The organism is Streptomyces sp. NPDC031274 (genome assembly GCF_055570235.1).
Genome location: NZ_JBVIHP010000012.1, coordinates 240,070 through 257,490 on the forward strand (window position 1 = coordinate 240,070; position 17,421 = coordinate 257,490).

The 17,421-nt window shown below is 70.7% G+C and carries 16 protein-coding genes; 12 read left to right on the forward strand and 4 right to left on the reverse strand.

Going from position 1 to position 17,421, the window contains the following annotated elements:
* Positions 1 to 180 precede the first annotated feature (180 nt).
* On the reverse strand, positions 181 to 1,977 hold the full coding sequence (locus tag ACZ5CR_RS21100) for an AMP-dependent synthetase/ligase (protein ID WP_468859557.1): 1,797 nt from the start codon (positions 1,975 to 1,977) through the stop codon (positions 181 to 183).
* Between the two features lie 329 nt (positions 1,978 to 2,306).
* Between ACZ5CR_RS21100 and ACZ5CR_RS21105 the strand changes: the two genes are divergently transcribed.
* From ACZ5CR_RS21105 to ACZ5CR_RS21130, 6 genes are all read left to right on the forward strand, one after another.
* Positions 2,307 to 3,056: a metallophosphoesterase family protein gene (locus ACZ5CR_RS21105; RefSeq protein WP_468859619.1), complete on the forward strand. Its 750-nt coding sequence runs from the start codon at positions 2,307 to 2,309 to the stop codon at positions 3,054 to 3,056.
* A 93-nt stretch (positions 3,057 to 3,149) separates the two neighbouring features.
* The gene (locus tag ACZ5CR_RS21110) at positions 3,150 to 3,593 is read left to right on the forward strand and encodes an SRPBCC family protein (RefSeq protein ID WP_468859559.1); all 444 of its coding nucleotides are present in this window, start codon (positions 3,150 to 3,152) and stop codon (positions 3,591 to 3,593) included.
* Between the two features lie 54 nt (positions 3,594 to 3,647).
* Positions 3,648 to 4,784, forward strand: coding sequence for an ArsA family ATPase (locus tag ACZ5CR_RS21115; RefSeq protein WP_468859560.1), 1,137 nt, complete (start codon positions 3,648 to 3,650; stop codon positions 4,782 to 4,784).
* A 68-nt stretch (positions 4,785 to 4,852) separates the two neighbouring features.
* Positions 4,853 to 5,323 carry a DUF5304 domain-containing protein gene (locus tag ACZ5CR_RS21120; protein ID WP_468859562.1) on the forward strand — a complete coding sequence of 157 codons (471 nt, stop codon included), beginning with the start codon at positions 4,853 to 4,855 and terminating at the stop codon, positions 5,321 to 5,323.
* Positions 5,324 to 5,377: 54 nt separating this feature from the next.
* A complete protein-coding gene (locus ACZ5CR_RS21125) occupies positions 5,378 to 6,319 on the forward strand; it encodes an ROK family glucokinase (RefSeq protein ID WP_468859564.1) in 942 nt (313 codons plus the stop codon).
* Between the two features lie 114 nt (positions 6,320 to 6,433).
* Positions 6,434 to 7,183, forward strand: a complete 750-nt coding sequence (locus ACZ5CR_RS21130) for an endonuclease/exonuclease/phosphatase family protein (RefSeq protein ID WP_468859566.1) — start codon at positions 6,434 to 6,436, stop codon at positions 7,181 to 7,183.
* Between the two features lie 5 nt (positions 7,184 to 7,188).
* On the opposite strand, the gene ACZ5CR_RS21135 is transcribed toward ACZ5CR_RS21130, so the two are convergent.
* Both ACZ5CR_RS21135 and ACZ5CR_RS21140 read right to left on the reverse strand, forming a co-directional pair.
* Positions 7,189 to 7,905, reverse strand: a complete 717-nt coding sequence (locus ACZ5CR_RS21135; protein ID WP_468859567.1) for a hypothetical protein — start codon at positions 7,903 to 7,905, stop codon at positions 7,189 to 7,191.
* Entirely contained in the window at positions 7,817 to 8,596 is a 780-nt protein-coding gene (locus tag ACZ5CR_RS21140) for an alpha/beta hydrolase (protein WP_468859569.1), read from the reverse strand. Before ACZ5CR_RS21140 ends, ACZ5CR_RS21135 begins: the two co-directional genes overlap by 89 nt.
* A 160-nt stretch (positions 8,597 to 8,756) precedes the next feature.
* On the opposite strand from ACZ5CR_RS21140, the gene ACZ5CR_RS21145 reads away from it, so the two are divergent.
* From ACZ5CR_RS21145 to ACZ5CR_RS21165, 5 genes are all read left to right on the forward strand, one after another.
* Positions 8,757 to 9,503, forward strand: a complete 747-nt coding sequence (locus tag ACZ5CR_RS21145) for a lysophospholipid acyltransferase family protein (RefSeq protein ID WP_468859621.1) — start codon at positions 8,757 to 8,759, stop codon at positions 9,501 to 9,503.
* Between the two features lie 66 nt (positions 9,504 to 9,569).
* Positions 9,570 to 10,823 (forward strand): MacS family sensor histidine kinase, encoded by a 1,254-nt coding sequence (macS, locus tag ACZ5CR_RS21150; RefSeq protein ID WP_468859571.1) that lies wholly within the window; start codon positions 9,570 to 9,572, stop codon positions 10,821 to 10,823.
* Positions 10,820 to 11,503 carry a response regulator gene (locus tag ACZ5CR_RS21155; RefSeq protein WP_468859573.1) on the forward strand — a complete coding sequence of 228 codons (684 nt, stop codon included), beginning with the start codon at positions 10,820 to 10,822 and terminating at the stop codon, positions 11,501 to 11,503. The genes macS and ACZ5CR_RS21155 overlap by 4 nt, the downstream gene beginning before the upstream one ends.
* 133 nt (positions 11,504 to 11,636) lie before the next feature.
* On the forward strand, positions 11,637 to 12,674 hold the full coding sequence (locus ACZ5CR_RS21160) for a 6-phosphofructokinase (RefSeq protein ID WP_468859574.1): 1,038 nt from the start codon (positions 11,637 to 11,639) through the stop codon (positions 12,672 to 12,674).
* An 88-nt stretch (positions 12,675 to 12,762) separates the two neighbouring features.
* Positions 12,763 to 13,767 carry a 2-hydroxyacid dehydrogenase gene (locus tag ACZ5CR_RS21165; RefSeq protein ID WP_468859576.1) on the forward strand — a complete coding sequence of 335 codons (1,005 nt, stop codon included), beginning with the start codon at positions 12,763 to 12,765 and terminating at the stop codon, positions 13,765 to 13,767.
* On the opposite strand, the gene ACZ5CR_RS21170 is transcribed toward ACZ5CR_RS21165, so the two are convergent.
* Complete coding sequence (locus tag ACZ5CR_RS21170; protein ID WP_468859623.1) at positions 13,757 to 15,655, reverse strand: anthranilate synthase family protein; 1,899 nt, start codon at positions 15,653 to 15,655, stop codon at positions 13,757 to 13,759. The two genes, ACZ5CR_RS21165 and ACZ5CR_RS21170, sit on opposite strands and share 11 nt — an antisense overlap.
* A 298-nt stretch (positions 15,656 to 15,953) precedes the next feature.
* Between ACZ5CR_RS21170 and ACZ5CR_RS21175 the strand changes: the two genes are divergently transcribed.
* Positions 15,954 to 17,306: a class II 3-deoxy-7-phosphoheptulonate synthase gene (locus ACZ5CR_RS21175; RefSeq protein WP_468859578.1), complete on the forward strand. Its 1,353-nt coding sequence runs from the start codon at positions 15,954 to 15,956 to the stop codon at positions 17,304 to 17,306.
* Positions 17,307 to 17,421 lie beyond the last annotated feature (115 nt).

Sequence of the window (17,421 nt, forward strand, 5' to 3'; positions counted from 1 at the left end):
CCTGGGGTTTCGGGGGGGGTTTTTTTTTTTTTTTTTTGCACGAGGCCCCCCTTTCCTGGTTTTGTGGTGGGTTTCCTCTCTCCTTGGGGGGGGCGCGGGGAACTGCGCGAGCAACCACACACGACCGGGAGTCGCAAAAGGAAGCAGGCCCCCCACGGCGAGTGGGCGGCACCGTCAACGCTACCCGCGGTAAATCGCCTCGATCTCGTCGGCGTAGTCCTTCGCCACGACGTTCCTCTTCAGCTTCAACGACGGAGTCAGATGCCCGGACTCCTCCGTGAACTGCGTACCGAGGACCCGGAACTTGCGCACGGACTCCGCCTTGGAGACCGCCGCGTTGCCGTCGTCCACCGCGCTCTGGATCTCCGCGAGGAAGTCCGCGTCGTCCCGCAGCGACGCCGCCGTGGAGTCGGCGGGCTTCCCGCGGTCCAGGGCCCACCGGCCCACGAATTCGTCGTCCACCGTGACGAGCGCGCCCACGAAGGGGCGGCCGTCGCCCACGACCATGCACTCCGCGACAAGCGCGTGCGCGCGGATACGGTCCTCGATCACCGCGGGAGCGACGTTCTTGCCGCCCGCCGTCACGATGATCTCCTTCTTGCGGCCGGTGATCCGGAGGTAGCCGTCCTCGTCGAGCGTGCCTATGTCGCCCGTGTGGAACCAGCCGTCGGCGAGCGCCTCCTCGGTCGCGCCCTCGTTGTTCCAGTACTCCGTGAACAGGTGCTCGCCGTGCAGCAGCACCTCGCCGTCGTCGGCGATCCGGACGACCGATCCCGGCAGCGGCTGACCGACCGTGCCGATCTTCTGGCGGTCCCACGGGTTGAAGGCGGTGGCCGCGCACGACTCGGTGAGGCCGTAGCCCTCAAGGACCGTGAAGCCGATGCCGCGGAAGAAGTGGCCCAGGCGCTCGCCGAGCGGCGCGCCGCCCGAGATCGCGTACTCGCCGCGCCCGCCGAGTACGGCCCGCAGCTTGCTGTAGACCAGCTTGTCGAACGTCTTGTACTTGATCTTCAGGCCGAGCGAAGGGCCGCTCGGGGTGTCCAGGGCGCGGCTGTACGCGATCGCCGTGTCCGCGGCCTTGTCGAAGATCTTGCCCTTGCCGTCGGCCTGCGCCTTGGCGCGCGCCGAGTTGTAGACCTTCTCGAAGACGCGCGGTACGCCCAGGATCATGGTCGGCCTGAACGAGGCCAGCTCGTCCGTGAGGTTCTTGACGTCGGGCGCGTGGCCCAGCTTGATCGGCGCCATCAGCGCGGCGACCTCGACCAGGCGTCCGAAGACGTGCGCGACGGGAAGGAAGAGGAGCACCGAGCACTCGCCGGTGCGGAAGAGCGGCTTGAGGCGCTCCACCACGTTGCCGCACTCCGCGAAGAAGCTGCGGTGCGTGAGGACACAGCCCTTGGGGCGGCCCGTGGTGCCTGAGGTGTAGACGATGGTGGCCGGGTCGTCGGCGCCCGCGACCGCGCTGCGCTCGTCGACGGTCTCCTCGGGGATGTCGGCGCCCGCGCGGTTCAGCTCCGCGACGCCGCCGCGGTCGATCTGCCAGACGTTGACCAGGTCGGGAAGCCGGTCGCGCACGGAGTCGACGGCCTCGGTGTGCGCGTCGAGCTCGACGATGATGCCGACGGCGCCGGAGTCGCCGAGGATCCACTGGATCTGCTCGGCGGAGCTGGTCTCGTAGACCGGCACGGTGACCGCGCCCGCGCTCCAGATCGCGAAGTCCAGGAGCGTCCACTCGTAGCGGGTGCGGGACATCAGGGCGACGCGGTCGCCGGGGCGCACACCGGAGGCGATGAGCCCCTTGGCTGCCGCGCGCACCTCGACGAGGAAGGTCTTGGCGTTGACGTCCTGCCAGGTGCCGTTCACCTTGCGGCCGATGACGGCGACATCCGGGTGCTGCGCGGCATTTCTGCGGACGATGTCGGTCAGATTGCCGTCCGCGGGGACCTCGTACAGGGCCGGAAGGCTGAACTCGCGCAAGACTGCTGCTCCTACATAGGGCGCCGGCGCCACGACGTTGTGCGATGCGACGGTGCGGTCCAAGATCGGGCAGGTGCTCCGTGGAAATGGGGGGAAAGGCGGCTGGAGCACTACTGGACTGCCCGGACGTTACCCATGGGTATGGCTTGTTCGATAGGGGGTCCGGGCCAGATGTTCGGTGCGTCACACGTCGTTGTGGTCTGAACCGCACAGTACGCCACGCCTTTCCCGACTCGTAAGTAACCGCAGGTCCGCCCCCTTCTCGATGCCTCTACCCACGTTTGCCCGCTCGTTCTAGGGTGATCGGCATGTCAGATTTCCGGGTCAACGTGGTCAGTGACGTGCATGGCAACGCAAAGGATCTCGCCCGCGCGGGCGAGGGAGCCGACGCGCTCGTCTGTCTCGGTGATCTGGTCCTCTTTCTCGACTACGCGGACCACTCGCGCGGTATCTTCCCCGACCTCTTCGGCAAGGAGAACGCCGACCACATCGTCGAGCTGCGCACCGCCCGCCGATTCGACGAGGCCAGGGAGCTGGGCGCCCGGCTGTGGGCGGGGATAGACCGAGGGCCCGCCATCGAGAGAGCGGTGCGCAAGCAGTACGCCGAACTGTTCGCCGCCTTCCCCACACCGACGTACGCCACGTACGGCAACGTCGACATGCCGGCCCTCTGGTCCGAGTACGCGGGCCCCGGCACCACCGTCCTCGACGGCGGGCGGGCCGAGATCGGCGGCCGGGTCTTCGGGTTCGTCGGCGGCGGGCTGCGTACTCCCATGCGGACGCCCTACGAGATCAGCGACGAGGAGTACGCGGCCAAGATCGAGGCCGTCGGCGAGGTCGACGTGCTCTGCACGCACATCCCGCCGGACGTCCCCGAGCTCGTGTACGACACGGTCGCGCGCCGCTTCGAGAGGGGCAGCAGCGCTCTCCTCGCCGCCATTCACAAGACCCGCCCGAGGTACGCACTTTTCGGCCACGTCCACCAGCCGCTGACCCCGCGTATGAGGATCGGGGCGACGGAGTGTGTGAACGTGGGGCACTTCGCGAGCTCGGGCAGGCCGTGGGCCCTGGAGTGGTGACAGTGGGCCACCCCATGCGCGGTAGCCTTCACGCGTCACACACGTACACACACCAAGCCCCCGTACCGGACCGCATCTGGAGGAGCCACAGCGATGGCGGAACACACCAGCTCGAGCATCACGATCGAGGCGGCACCGGCCGAGGTGATGGGGGTGATCGCCGACTTCGCCCGCTACCCGGACTGGACGGGTGAGGTGAAGGAGGCGGAGGTGCTCGACACCGACGACCAGGGCCGCGCCAAGCAGGTCCGCCTCGTCATGGACGCGGGCGCGATCAAGGACGACCAGACGCTCGGGTACACGTGGACCGGCGACAACGAGGTCAGCTGGACCCTCGTCAAGTCGCAGATGCTGCGCTCCCTCGACGGGTCGTACCTCCTCAAGCCCTCGGGGACCGGCACGGAGGTCACGTACAAGCTGATCGTCGACGTCAAGATCCCCATGCTCGGGATGATCAAGCGCAAGGCGGAGAAGGTCATCATCGACCGGGCGCTCGCGGGCTTGAAGAAGCGGGTGGAGTCGGGCCCGAAGGCCTGATGCCGCAGGGTGTCCGGGCGGGCGCCCCCGTCGGCTCCCGTACCGTTCACTCTTATGCGCACCCTCCTCGTCACCGGCCCCGGCGGCTCCGGCCGAACCACTGTCGCCGCGGCCACCGCGCTGTCCGCCGCCCGCGAAGGGCACCGCGCCCTGCTGATCTCGGCCGACCGCGTCGAGGCCCTCGGTGTGGAACACGCGAACCTCACCGTCCGCGGTCTCACCCCCGGCGACGAGTTCCGCGACGACCTCATGGCCCTGCAGAAGCGCGCGGGCTCCGCGCTCGACCTGCTCGGCGCCGGACGCCTCGAAGCCGAGGAGCTCACCCCGCTGCCCGGCAGCGACGAACTGGCCCTGCTGCGCGCCCTGCGCGACGCGGGCCAGGGCGCGTACGACACCGTGGTGGTGGACCTGCCCCCGGTGCACCGCGCCCTCGCGGTCCTCGCGCTCCCCGAGCAGCTGCGCCGCTACCTCCGCAGGCTCCTGCCGCCCGAGCGGCAGGCGGCCCGCGCCCTGCGGCCCATGCTCGGCCGCATGGCGGGCGTCCCGATGCCCGCCGCCTGGCTGTACGAGACCGCGGCTCGCTGGGACACCGAACTCGCCGCCGCGCAGGCCGTGATCGAGGACCCGGGCACGACGGTCCGCCTGGTCGCCGAGCCGGGCCCCGCGGGCGCCGACGCCGTGCACGCCGCCGCCACCGGCCTCGCCCTCCAGGGCCTGCGCACCGACTCCCTGACCGCGAACCGCGTCCTGCCCGATGACACCGCCGACACCTGGTTCTCCGCGCTCATCGCCCAGCAGCGCAAGACACTGACCGAGTGGGAGGAGACGTACGGCGAGAGTCTCGTTCCCCTCCGGCACCTGGGACGCGACCCGCGCGGCACCGACGATCTCGCCGACCTCGGTGTGCCCGCCCCCGCCGCGGCCCCGGACCCCGTGAAGTGGCCCGTCGTCGACGCCCTCGCCGAGGAGGGCGTCCTGGTCTGGCACATCCCGCTCCCCGGAGCCGTACGCGAACAGCTCGGACTGATCCGGCGCGGCGACGAACTGGTCGTCAGCGCGGGCCCCTTCCGGCGCATCGTCACGCTGCCCTCCGCCCTGCGCCGCTGCACCGTCGCCGGTGCCGGACTGCGCGAGGGCGAGCTGCGGGTGCGGTTCGCGCCCGACCCCGATCTGTGGCCGCAGACACGGTGAACGCGCAACCGCCGTTCGGGTAACGTCGAGCGTACGAATCCATCCGCCTCCGCAGGAGTCTGTCCGTCATGAGCGATGCCACCGAGCGCGAAGTGCCCGAACCGGAAGCGGCCGCCACCGACGCCGACGCGTGGGAGAAGGCCTGCGCCGAGGATCTCGCGGCGGAGAAGGCCCGGCGCCGGGCCCAGTACGGGCCGCCGCCCGGATCGGCGGCCGAGGAGCTGCGCAAACTCGTGGACGCCGTCTCGGAGAAGCTGTCGGGGCTCCAGACGCCGCTGCTCGGCGCGGTCGCGCAGGGCGCCGTCGAGCAGACCGTGAAGCAGGTCGTCCAGCAGGCGAAGGCCGCCGTCGAGCCGGTCATCGAGCGCAACCCCGACGTCTTCGACCACCTCGCCGCAGCCGGTGGCGAACTGCTCGCCGCCTACCGCTCCGCGGTCGAGGGCCAGGAGGGCCGCTGGACCCGCGGGAGCGACGCGGCGAAGGGCCCCGACCCGCGTGACGAGGGTCCCGGCCCCGCGGAACACATCGACTTGGACTGAGCCCCCCTCGGGTACGGTTGGCCCTAGCGGGGCTCGACCGAAACTGAGGGACACATGGGACTCACCATCGGCGTCGATATCGGCGGCACGAAGATCGCGGCCGGAGTGGTCGACGAAGAGGGCACCATTCTCGACACCCACACGGTGCCCACTCCGCCGACCGCCGAAGGCATCGTGGACGCGATCTGTGCCGCCGTCTCCGGCGCCGGCAAGGGGAACGACGTGGAGGCCGTCGGCATCGGCGCCGCCGGTTACGTGGACGACAAGCGCGCCACCGTTCTCTTCGCACCGAACATCGACTGGCGCCACGAGCCGCTGAAGGACAAGGTCGAGCAGCGGGTCGGCATGCCGGTCGTCGTGGAGAACGACGCGAACGCGGCGGCCTGGGGCGAGTACCGCTTCGGCGCGGGCCAGGGCCACGAGGACGTCATCGTCATCACGCTCGGCACGGGCCTGGGCGGCGGCATCATCATCGGCAACAAGCTGCGGCGCGGACGCTTCGGCGTGGCCGCCGAGTTCGGGCACATCCGTGTGGTGCCCGACGGACTGCTGTGCGGCTGCGGCAGCCAGGGCTGCTGGGAGCAGTACGCATCCGGCCGTGCCCTTCTGCGGTACGGAAAGCAGCGCGCCAACGCGACCCCGGAGGCAGCGGACATCCTGCTCGGCCTGGGCGACGGCACCGTGGAAGGCATCGAGGGCAAGCACATCAGCGAGGCGGCCCGGCAGGGTGACCCCGTCGCCGTCGACTCGTACCGCGAGCTGGCCCGCTGGGTCGGCGCGGGCCTCGCCGACCTGGCCTCGCTCTTCGACCCCTCCGCGTTCATCGTGGGCGGCGGCCTCTCCGACGAGGGCGAGCTGGTGCTCGACCCGATCCGCAAGTCGTTCAGGCGGTGGCTCATCGGTGGGCAGTGGCGTCCGCACGCGCAGGTGCTCGCGGCGCAGCTGGGCAACAAGGCGGGGATGGTGGGCGCGGCCGACCTGGCCCGCCAGGGTTAGTCCCCGGTGACTTCCCGCTGTTCTTCTCGCTGATGTCGACCGAGGCCCGCTGTCCCTTCCGGGGGCGGCGGGCCTCGTCGTGGCGGCACCCCCGCACCGCGTATCTTGATCTCCATGGTGACGCTTCCCAACTCCAGGACCGAGGACGACGGTTCAGCCGTGGTCAGGGTGCTCAGCTACAACATCCGGTCCATGCGGGACGACACCGACGCGCTCGCCCGGGTCGTCGCCGCCTGCGAGCCCGACCTCGTACTCCTCCAGGAAGCGCCCCGCTTCTTCCGGTGGCGCAAGAAGCTGGCGCGGCTCGCCCGCGCCGCCGATCTGGTGCTGCTCTCGGGCGGGGCCACCGCGTCCGGGCCCGCGCTGCTCTGCTCGCTGCGGGCCACCGTCGAGCGGACCGAGGACGTGCTGCTCCCGCTGACGCCAGGACTGCACCGGCGCGGCTTCGCGACCGCTGTCGTGCGGTTCGGCGGCGCCAGGATCGGTGTCCTGAGCTGCCACTTGAGCCTGCAGACCGACGAGCGGTACGCACAGGGCGGGATGCTGCTCGACCGGCTCGCCGGGATGGGCGTGGAGCACGCCGTCGCGGGCGGTGACCTCAACGACCGGCCCAAGGGCCGTACGTTCCGCAGGCTCGCCTCCCAGCTGCGGGACTGCTGGGCCACCGCGCCCTGGGGCGGTGAGAACACCTCGACGCCGTGGGACCCGCATCAGCGCATCGACGCGATCTTCGCCACCTCGGGGGTCGAAATCCTCGGCTGCGGTGTGCCGTTGGAGCTCGACGGGGTGAACGAGGCGGACCTGCGGGCGGCCACCGACCACCTGCCGGTGCTCGCCGCCCTCAGGATTCCCGCGGCTCAGTAGAGGCGCTAGACCACCGCGCCGCGGCCCGGATCCTCGTCCTCTTCGTCGTCGCCCTTCATCCGCGCCACCAGCGTGCCGAAGCCGCCGAGGAAGCCGCCGATGCTGAGCGTCGCCAGCCACCACGTCATCGGCCAGCCGAGCAGCACCGCGAGCAGAAGCAGCAGCGGTCCTCCCGTCACGGCGAGCCAGGCGAACTTCGCGGTGACGTCCCCGGCGGGCAGCGGCGGGGGCTCCGGCGGGACGAAGTGACCCTCGTCGTCCGCGTCCAGGTCGCCGTCGGACGGCTCGGGCGCCACGTGGTCGCGCGGGCCGCCCCCTATGCCGGGGGCGAAGGAGACGGAGCCGCCCAGCGTCTTCTTGGACCCTGAGTCGTCGGGGTCGTCCGGGGCGGTGGGGTTCTTGGTCTTCTCGGAGCCCGATCCCGGAGTGTCGTTCGTCTCCGGTTCGAGCAGGGCCAGGTCCTCGATGGATTTGAACGGCTTGGCGCCCGGCGGGTCCGCCGGCTCCTGGCCGTACCCCGCGACGATCGCCTGCCAGGCCGCGTCCTCGTCGAGCGGCAGCCCCTGGGAGGGCTCCTCATCCCGCTTCTCGGGCTCGCGGCTCTCGTCGCCGTCGGGTTCGATTCGGTCCTGCTCAGCCACCGGTGGCCGTCCCTTCCTTACCGACACTGGGGGCGAGCCGGCCGATGAACGCGTAGCTCTCCTCGAAGATCCGGTCCGCATCATGGTCCAACGTCGCGACGTGGTAGCTCTGTTCCAGGAGGGTCTCGGTGACGTCCGTGGACGACACCCGGCTGAGGATCCTGGCCGAGTCGACCGGCGGCACCACGTGGTCCTGCGGGCTGTGCAGCAGGAGCAACGACTGTGTCACCTGCGGCAGTTCACGGTCGAGCCGCTGGAAGAACCGGCGCATCGAGTGCGCCGCGTGCAGCGGAACCCGGTCGTAGCCGATCTCCACCGAGCCCTCCAGGGCGATGTCGCTCGCGATGCCCTTCGTGGAGGGCACCAGATGCCGGGCGAGCGGCAGCGCGTGCGCCGCCAGGCCGTGCACCTTGTTCGCCGGGTTCACCAGAACGATGCCCCGCACCTCGTCGCCGTGCTTGGCCGCGAGCCGCAGCGTGAGCGCGCCGCCCATGGAGAGGCCGAAGACGAAGACGTCGGTGCACCGCTCCAGGAGCCCGCGCAGCTCGCGCTCCACCTCCGCGTACCAGTCCTGCCAGCCGGTGATCTGCATGTCCTCCCAGCGTGTGCCGTGCCCGGGAAGGAGCGGGAGCGAGACGGTCAGGCCACGGTCCGCGAGGTACTCGGCCCAGGGGCGCAGGGACTGCGGGGATCCGGTGAAGCCGTGACAGAGGAGGACGCCGACCTCGCCGCCCTCGTGGCGGTACGGCTCGGCTCCGGGGAGGACCGGCACTTCGGTCTCCTTCGTGAGATGTGGCTGCGTGGATGCGAGGAGTACTTCACCGTACGCGACCGGACTGACACCGACCAGGGCCGTCGGGCCCTTTGGGCTTACCGCGGGTTAAGGTCTGATCCACACATAACAGGAGGCACTCGGTTTGATCTACGGCGCAATGAAGGTCGCCATCGGAGGGCCGCTGAAGCTCGGCTTCAGGCCCTGGGTGGAAGGCCTTGAGAACGTACCCGCCGAGGGACCGGCCATCCTGGCGAGCAACCATCTCTCCTTCTCGGACTCCTTCTTCCTGCCCGCGGTCCTCGACCGCAAGGTCACGTTCATCGCGAAGGCGGAGTACTTCACGTCGCCGGGCGTGAAGGGCAAGCTCACGGCGGCCTTCTTCAAGGGCGTGGGCCAGCTGCCCGTGGACCGCTCCGGTGGACGCGGCGCGGGCGAGGCCGCCATCAAGAGCGGCATCGAGGTCCTGGAGCGCGGCGAGCTCTTCGGCATCTACCCGGAAGGCACGCGTTCGCCCGACGCGAGGCTCTACCGTGGCAAGCCGGGCGGCCTCGCGCGCGTGGCCCTCTCCACCGGGGCGCCCGTGCTCCCCGTGGCGATGATCGACACCGAGAAGATCCAGCCGCCCGGCAAGGTGATGCCGAAGCTGATGCGGCCCGGCATCAGGATCGGCAAGCCGCTCGACTTCAGCCGGTACCACGGCATGGAGCACGACCGGTTCATCCTGCGGGCGGTGACCGACGAGGTCATGTACGAGATCATGAAGCTGTCCGGCCAGGAGTACGTCGACGAGTACGCGACTGCGGCCAAGCGCCGCATCTCGGACGCGGCGAAGGCCGAGAAGGAAGCGGAGAAGAGGGCGGAGAAGGCAGCGGCGGCGGCCGAGAAGGAACGGTCCGGCGCGTAAGGGCGTCGCTGCCAGGGGGAGTCGAGTGCCAGGGGGAGCCGCGGGGCGCCCCAAGGGGTGGGGGACATGACCAAGCGCGTCCGTGTCATGAGGATGTCGGTCGAACAGCCGCTGTGGCGTGCGCTGACCGGCTACCGCGTACTGACGATGCTGTACGCGATCGGCCTCTTCGTGGCCGCGTACGAGAAGTTCGACCGCCCCTGGGTGGCCATCGGGTACTTCGCGGTGCTCGCCGGCTGGACCATCGGCACGCTGCCGAAGGTCGCCAACGCCGCGAGCTGCACCAAGCGGTTCCTGGTCACCGATCTGACCATCGCGATCGTCGGCATCCTGCTCACGCCGGTCGCCGACGCGCACCAGCGGATCGTCCACGACGGCCCGACGCTGCCCTCGATATGGACGGCGGGCGCGGTGCTCGCGTTCGCGATCAAGGGCGGCTGGCGGTGGGCGGCCTTCGCGTCGGCACTCGTCGGCGTCGCCAACATCGCACAGCGCGGCAGGCCCACCCAGGACACGCTCCACAACGTCCTGCTCGTCTGCATCGCGTCCATCGCCATCGGATACGTCGTCGAGGTGGCCCGCGCCTCCGAGCGCACCCTCGCCCGCGCCCTGGAGATCGAGGCCGCGACCCGTGAGCGGGAGCGCCTCGCCCGCGACATCCACGACAGCGTTCTCCAGGTCCTCGCGATGGTGCAGCGGCGCGGCAGCGCGCTCGGCGGCGAGGCCGCGGAGCTCGGCAGGATGGCGGGGGAGCAGGAGGTCGCGCTGCGCACGCTGGTGGCGGGCGGCCTGGTGCGGACGTCGCACGAGTCGGAGGACGCCTCCCTCGGGGCCGTCGTCCGCGCGGTGGAGGAGCCCGACGATCCCGCGGCCGACGATGATGGCGAGCCCTGTGACCTGCGCTCACTCCTCTTCCCGTACGCGGGTGCGAAGGTGACCGTCTCGGAGCCGGGCGCGCCGGTGGGCCTCGCGCCGAGGGCCGCGCGGGAACTGGCCGCCGCGGTGGGCGCCGCCCTGGACAACGTCCACCGGCACGCGGGCCCGGACGCCGGTGCCTGGATCCTCGTCGAGGACGAGCCGGACTGCGTGATCGTGACGGTGCGGGACGACGGCCCCGGCATCCCCGAAGGCCGTCTCGCCGAGGCCGAGGGGGAGGGGCGGCTCGGTGTCGCCCTGTCGATCCGGGGGCGCCTGCGGGACATCGGTGGCACGGCCGAGCTGATCTCGGTGCCGGGCCAGGGCACGGAAGTGGAACTGAGGGTCCCGCGGGACTCGCCGAACACAGGAAGCACACGGGGGAAGGCAGGAAAGGAACGATGAGCGAACAGCAACAGCAGGAGGGCACCGTCAGGGTCATGGTCGTCGACGACCACCCGATGTGGCGGGACGCCGTCGCCCGCGACCTCGCGGAGGCCGGCTTCGACGTGGTCGCCACGGCGGGCGACGGCGAGCAGGCCGTGCGCCGCGCACAGGCCGTCGCGCCGGACGTCCTCGTACTCGATCTGAACCTGCCCCTGAAGCCGGGCGTCCAGGTCTGCAAGGAACTCGTCGGCGCCAACCCCGCCCTGCGCGTACTCGTCCTCTCGGCGAGCGGCGAGCACGCCGACGTCCTGGAGGCGGTCAAGTCCGGCGCCACCGGATACCTCCTGAAGTCGGCCTCCACCGCCGAGCTGACCGACGCGGTGCGCCGCACGGCCGTCGGCGACACGGTCTTCACCCCGGGCCTGGCGGGTCTGGTCCTGGGCGAGTACCGCCGGCTGGCCTCCGATCCGGCGCCCGGCGCCCCGGACGAGCCGAAGGCCCCGCAGCTGACCGACCGCGAGACCGAGGTGCTCCGCCTCGTCGCCAAGGGGCTGAGCTACAAGCAGATCGCCGAGCGCCTGGTCATCTCGCACCGCACCGTGCAGAACCACGTGCAGAACACCCTGGGCAAGCTCCAGTTGCACAACCGCGTGGAGCTCGTGCGGTACGCGATCGAGCGAGGTCTCGACGACGCGTGACCCTCGTATGAGTGAACCGGGGTGATCAACTCCCTTGTTCCGGCCAGGAATTGACCAACCGCACCGTCCCTGAGTGACCTGGATCACCATTAGCGTGACCCGCATACAGGTCACTGAGGGAAGGGACGTTTCCATGACGGCCAAGAAAATCGGAGTACTGACCGGAGGCGGCGACTGCCCCGGGCTCAACGCCGTCATCCGGGGCGTCGTCCGCAAGGGCGTGCAGGAGTACGGCTATGACTTCGTCGGCTTCCGGGACGGCTGGCGCGGTCCGCTGGAGGGCGACACCGTCCCGCTCGACATTCCGGCCGTGCGGGGCATCCTGCCCCGCGGCGGCACCATCCTCGGCTCCTCGCGCACCAACCCGCTCAAGGCGGAGAACGGCGTCCGCCGGATCAAGGAGAACCTCGCCAAGTACGAGGTCGAGTCCCTCATCGCGATCGGCGGCGAGGACACCCTCGGCGTCGCCGCGCGGCTCACCGACGAGTACGGCATCAATGTCGTCGGCGTACCGAAGACCATCGACAACGACCTGTCCGCCACGGACTACACCTTCGGCTTCGACACCGCGGTGGGCATCGCCACCGAGGCGATCGACCGGCTGCACACGACGGCCGAGTCGCACATGCGCGTCCTGGTCTGCGAGGTCATGGGGCGGCACGCCGGGTGGATCGCTCTGCACTCCGGGCTCGCCGGCGGCGCGAACGTCATCCTCATCCCCGAGCAGCGCTTCGACGTCGACCAGGTGTGTGCCTGGGTGACCTCGCGTTTCAAGGCGTCGTACGCGCCGATCGTCGTCGTCGCCGAGGGGGCCATGCCCAAGGACGGCGAGATGGTCCTCAAGGACGGCACGCAGGACTCCTTCGGACATGTGCGGCTCTCCGGCGTGGGGGAGTGGCTGGCCAAGGAGATCGAGGGGCGTACGGGGAAGGAAGCCCGGACGACCGTCCTCGGGCACATCCAGCGCGGCGGGACGCCCAGCGCGTTCGACCGCTGGCTCGCCACGCGCTTCGGCCTGCACGCGATCGAGGCCGTGCGGGACGGCGACTTCGGGAAGATGGTCGCGCTGCAGGGCACGGACATCGTGCGGGTCCCGATCGCCGAGGCGACGGCGAAGCTGAAGACGGTGGATCCGAAGCTGTACGCCGAGGTGGGGGTCTTCTTCGGCTGATCCTCGGCTGCTCTTCGCCGAGAGGGACGGCACCCGGAGGCTTCGGTCTCCGGGTGCCGTCCCCCCGGGCGGTACATAGACTCCCCGCATGGAGATCCTCGCCTTCGGAGTGCAAGCCGACGAGCGGCCGCTGATCGAGAAGGCCTTCGCCCCGCACCACGACATCCGCTGCCTGGACGTCTTCCTCACCGAGGACACCGCCCCCATCGCCGCGGGCCACGAGATCGTCTCCACCAGCGTCAACGCCGACCTCGGCAGCCGCGTCCTGCAGACCCTCGCGGCGGGCGGGACGCAGATGATCGCCCAGCGTTCGACCGGGTTCAACAACATCGATCTCCAGGTCGCCGAACGCCTCGGCTTCACCATCGCCCGCGTCTCGTACTACTCGCCGTACTCCGTCGCCGAGTTCGCCTGGACCCTCGCGATGGCCGTCAACCGCCGCATCGTCCGCGCGAGCAACCGCACCCGCGACTTCGACTTCAGGCTCGACGGCCTGATGGGCCGGGATCTGCACGGACGCACGGTCGGCGTGCTCGGCACCGGGAAGATCGGCGCGGCGTTCACCCGGATCGCGCACGGCTTCGGCATGCGGCTGCTCGGCTGGGACGTCGCCGAGAACCCCGCGTGCGTCGACCTCGGCATGGAGTACGTCGCGAAGGAGCGGCTCTTCGCCGACGCCGACCTCATCAGCCTGCACGTCCCGCTGCTCCCCTCCACGCAGCACATCGTCGGCGCCGACGCGCTGCGGATGATGAAGGACGACGCGATCCTGGTGAACTCCAGCCGCGGCGGCCTGATCGACACCGACGCCCTGGTCTCCGAGCTGCGGGCCGGGCGGTTCACGGGCGTCGGACTCGATGTGTACGAGGCGGAGGCGGGGCTCTTCTTCCTCGACAAGTCCCTCGAGGTCGTCGAGGACGACATCCTGGCCCGCCTGGTGACGTTCCCGAACGTCGTGGTCACCTCGCACCAGGCGTACTACACCGTGGACGCCGTCGGGCAGATCATCGACACCACGGTGCAGAACGTCCTGGACTACAGGGAGGGCCGCCGCAGCGAGAACGTCCTGGTCCCGGCGCCCCTCACGGCTTAGACGACTGCTGGACGAGGACCCCCGAGAGCAGCTCCCGCACGATCGCCGTCCCGCGCAGCGAGAGCACCGACTCCGGGTGGAACTGGACGCCGGCGAAACCCGGGCCCCGCAGTGCGTGCACCTCGCCCGTGGCCGGGTCCCTGCTGACCTCGATGCCGTGCGCCGCCAGCTCCAGGGACGTCTCCTCGTCGCAGTGGGCCACGAAGCTGTTGTAGAAGCCGACCGTCTCCGGCCGTCCGAACAGGTCGATCCGCGTCTGGGCGCCCTGATACGGGACCTCCTTGCGGACGATCTCCAGGCCCAGCTCGGCGGCCAGGAGCTCATGGCCGAGGCAGACGCCGAGGACGCCGTGGCGGTGATCGCGGATCACGTCGGCGGCCAGGGAGCGCAGGAAGGTCATCTTCGGGTCGGCGGGGTCCGAGGGGTCGCCGGGGCCGGGGCCGAGGACCAGCGGGCCCTCGTGCTTCCGGACCGTCTCCCGCAGCCCCGGCTCGTCGAAGCGGCGTACGGAGACCGTGAGGCCCGACGAACGCAGCAGATGCGCCAGCATCGCCGTGAACGTGTCCTCGCCGTCGATCACCAGGGCGTGCCCGGTCAGCTCGGCCGTCAGTTCCTGCATCCGCAGCCAGAACGGCGCGAGCCCGGCCCGCCGCCCGTCGAGCGCGGCCCGCACGCGCGGGTCGTCGGCGAGGGCGGGGCGTACGCGCTCGTCGCGGGGCCGACCGGGGTGTACGCCGAGCGCGGCAAGCACCCCCGCCGCCTTCGCGTGCGTCTCGGCCACCTCGCCCGCCGGGGCGGAGCCGCGCACCAGCGTCGCGCCGACCGGGACCCGCAGCCTTCCGTCCGCCGAGATGTCGGCGGTGCGGATCAGGATGGGGGAGTCGAGGGTCTGCGCGCCGCCCGCGTCGCGGCCGATGAGGGCGAGGGCGCCCGCGTAGTAGCCGCGCCCGCCCGCTTCGTGCCGCTCGATGACGCGGCAGGCGTTCTGCACGGGCGAGCCGGTGACGGTCGCCGCGAACATCGTCTCCTTGAGGACCTCGCGCACGTCGAGCGACGACTTGCCCCGCAGCTCGTACTCGGTGTGCGCGAGATGCGCCATCTCCTTCAGCCGCGGACCGACGACGACACCGCCCATGTCGCCGACGGTGCACATCATCTTGAGCTCCTCGTCGACGACCATCGACAGCTCCTCGGTCTCCTTGCCGTCGGCGAGGAAACCGAGGAGATCGTCCGCCGTGGGGCCATCGGCCGGGTAGCGGTACGTCCCGCTGATCGGGTTCATGACGACCGTCCCGCCGGACATCCGCACATGCACCTCGGGGCTCGCCCCGACAAGGGTCCGGTCCCCGGTGTGCACGACGTACGTCCAGTAGGCACCCCGCTCGCCCACGAGCAGCCTGCGGAAGAGCGCGAGGGCGTCCGCCCTGCCGAAGCCGGGGATCTCACCCTCGTACGTACGCCGGATGACGAAGTTCGCGCCCTCGCCGCGCCCGATCTCCTCGCGCAGGACCCGCCCGACGATCTCCCCGTACGCGGCGTCGTCGACGTCGAAGGCCCCGCCCTCGACGCGCACGTCCTGGGTGGGCAGCGTCGACAGGGCCTCGGCGAGCGGGAGTTCGTACGTCTCGTCGGGGGTCAGGACCGCCAGCGGCGTGCCGTCGTTGCGTACGTCGAAGCCGCGCTCCCTGATCTGCCGGAAGGGGATGAGGGCGAGACCCTCGTCGGGAATGTCGGCGAGCCGGTCGTACGTGCCGACGGCGCCGACCAGGACCTCGACGGTGTCGTGGTCGTGGCCGGGCGTGCGGCGGCGGAGCACGGCGAAGGGACGGTCGTCGGTCAGCAGGGCCCCGAGGCGGCTCGGGGTGTCTGAGGTGTCCGGTGCATCCAGTGTGTCCGGTGTGTTCACGGGTCTTGTTCCTTCTCACTCGGAGAGGAACGGCCCGGCCGGTCCCCGGACGCCGGTCCGGAAAACACTGAAGGCCGCCCCTCGGGCGGCCTTCGCGAGTCTGGGTACGCGCAGATTCAGTGGGCCGCCGGATGAGCGGGCCACCACCAGTTTCGGTTCGTCTGCGCGTGCATGTCCGGCACCCTAGCGCATCGGCGGGCCCGTGCCCGGCTGTGTCGGGTCCGTCTCACTTGGTGAGCGGGTGACTGGACGGCGGACATCACCCCGTAATGTTGTGGGGGTGACCGTGAACGCTAAGAGCACCCCAACCGGTGGCAACACCTGGCGAGACCTTCCCGCGGCGCAGCAGCCTGAGTACCCCGATGCCGAGGCTCTGCGCGATGTGATCGCGGACCTCGAGTCGTATCCGCCGCTCGTCTTCGCGGGCGAGTGCGACCAGCTGCGCGCCCGACTGGCCTCCGTCGCCAAGGGAGAGGCGTTCCTGCTTCAGGGCGGCGACTGCGCCGAGGCCTTCGACGCCGTGTCGGCCGACCACATCCGGAACAAACTGAAGACGCTGCTCCAGATGGGCGCCGTCCTCACGTACGCGGCCTCCGTGCCCGTAGTGAAGGTCGGCCGCATCGCCGGGCAGTACTCGAAGCCGCGCTCCAAGGGCACCGAGACCCGCGACGGCGTGACCCTGCCGACGTACCGAGGCGACTCGGTCAACGGCTTCGACTTCGACGAGAAGTCCCGCATCCCGGACCCCGAGCGCCTGAAGCGGATGTACAACGCCTCCGCGTCGACGCTCAACCTGGTGCGCGCCTTCACCACGGGCGGGTACGCGGACCTGCGCCAGGTGCACGCCTGGAACCAGGACTTCGTGAAGTCGTCCCCCTCGGGTCAGCGCTACGAGCAGCTGGCGCGCGAGATCGACAACGCGCTCAACTTCATGCGCGCCTGCGGGACGGACCCGGAGGAGTTCAAGACCGTCGAGTTCTTCGCCTCGCACGAGGCGCTGCTCCTCGACTACGAGTCGGCCCTCACGCGCGTGGACTCGCGCACCGGCCGTCTCTACGACACCTCGGGCCACATGGTCTGGATCGGTGAGCGCACCCGCCAACTGGACGGCGCGCACATCGAGTTCGCCTCCAAGGTGCGCAACCCGATCGGCATCAAGCTCGGCCCGACGACGACCTCGGAGGAGGCGCTGCAGTACATCGAGCGCCTCGACCCGGACCGCGAGCCCGGCCGCCTCACCTTCATCGTCCGCATGGGCGCCGACAAGGTCAGGGACAAGCTCCCCGAGCTGGTCGAGAAGGTCACCGCGTCCGGCGCGACCGTCGCCTGGGTCACCGACCCGATGCACGGCAACACCTTCGAGGCGGCATCCGGTCACAAGACCCGCCGCTTCGACGACGTGCTCGACGAGGTCAAGGGCTTCTTCGAGGTCCACAAGGGCCTGGGCACGCACCCGGGCGGCATCCACGTCGAGCTCACCGGTGACGACGTCACCGAGTGCGTGGGCGGCGGCGACGAGATCTTCGTCGACGACCTGCACCAGCGCTACGAGACGGCCTGCGACCCGCGCCTGAACCGCAGCCAGTCCCTGGACCTGGCGTTCCTGGTGGCGGAGATGTACCGCTCCCAGTAGATGTTCCCGCGAGACGCGGCGGTGGGGGGGGGGGGGGGGGGGGGGGGGGGGGGGGGGGGGGGGGGGGGGGGGGGGGGGGGGGGGGGGGGGGGGGGGGGGGGGGGGGGGGGGGGGG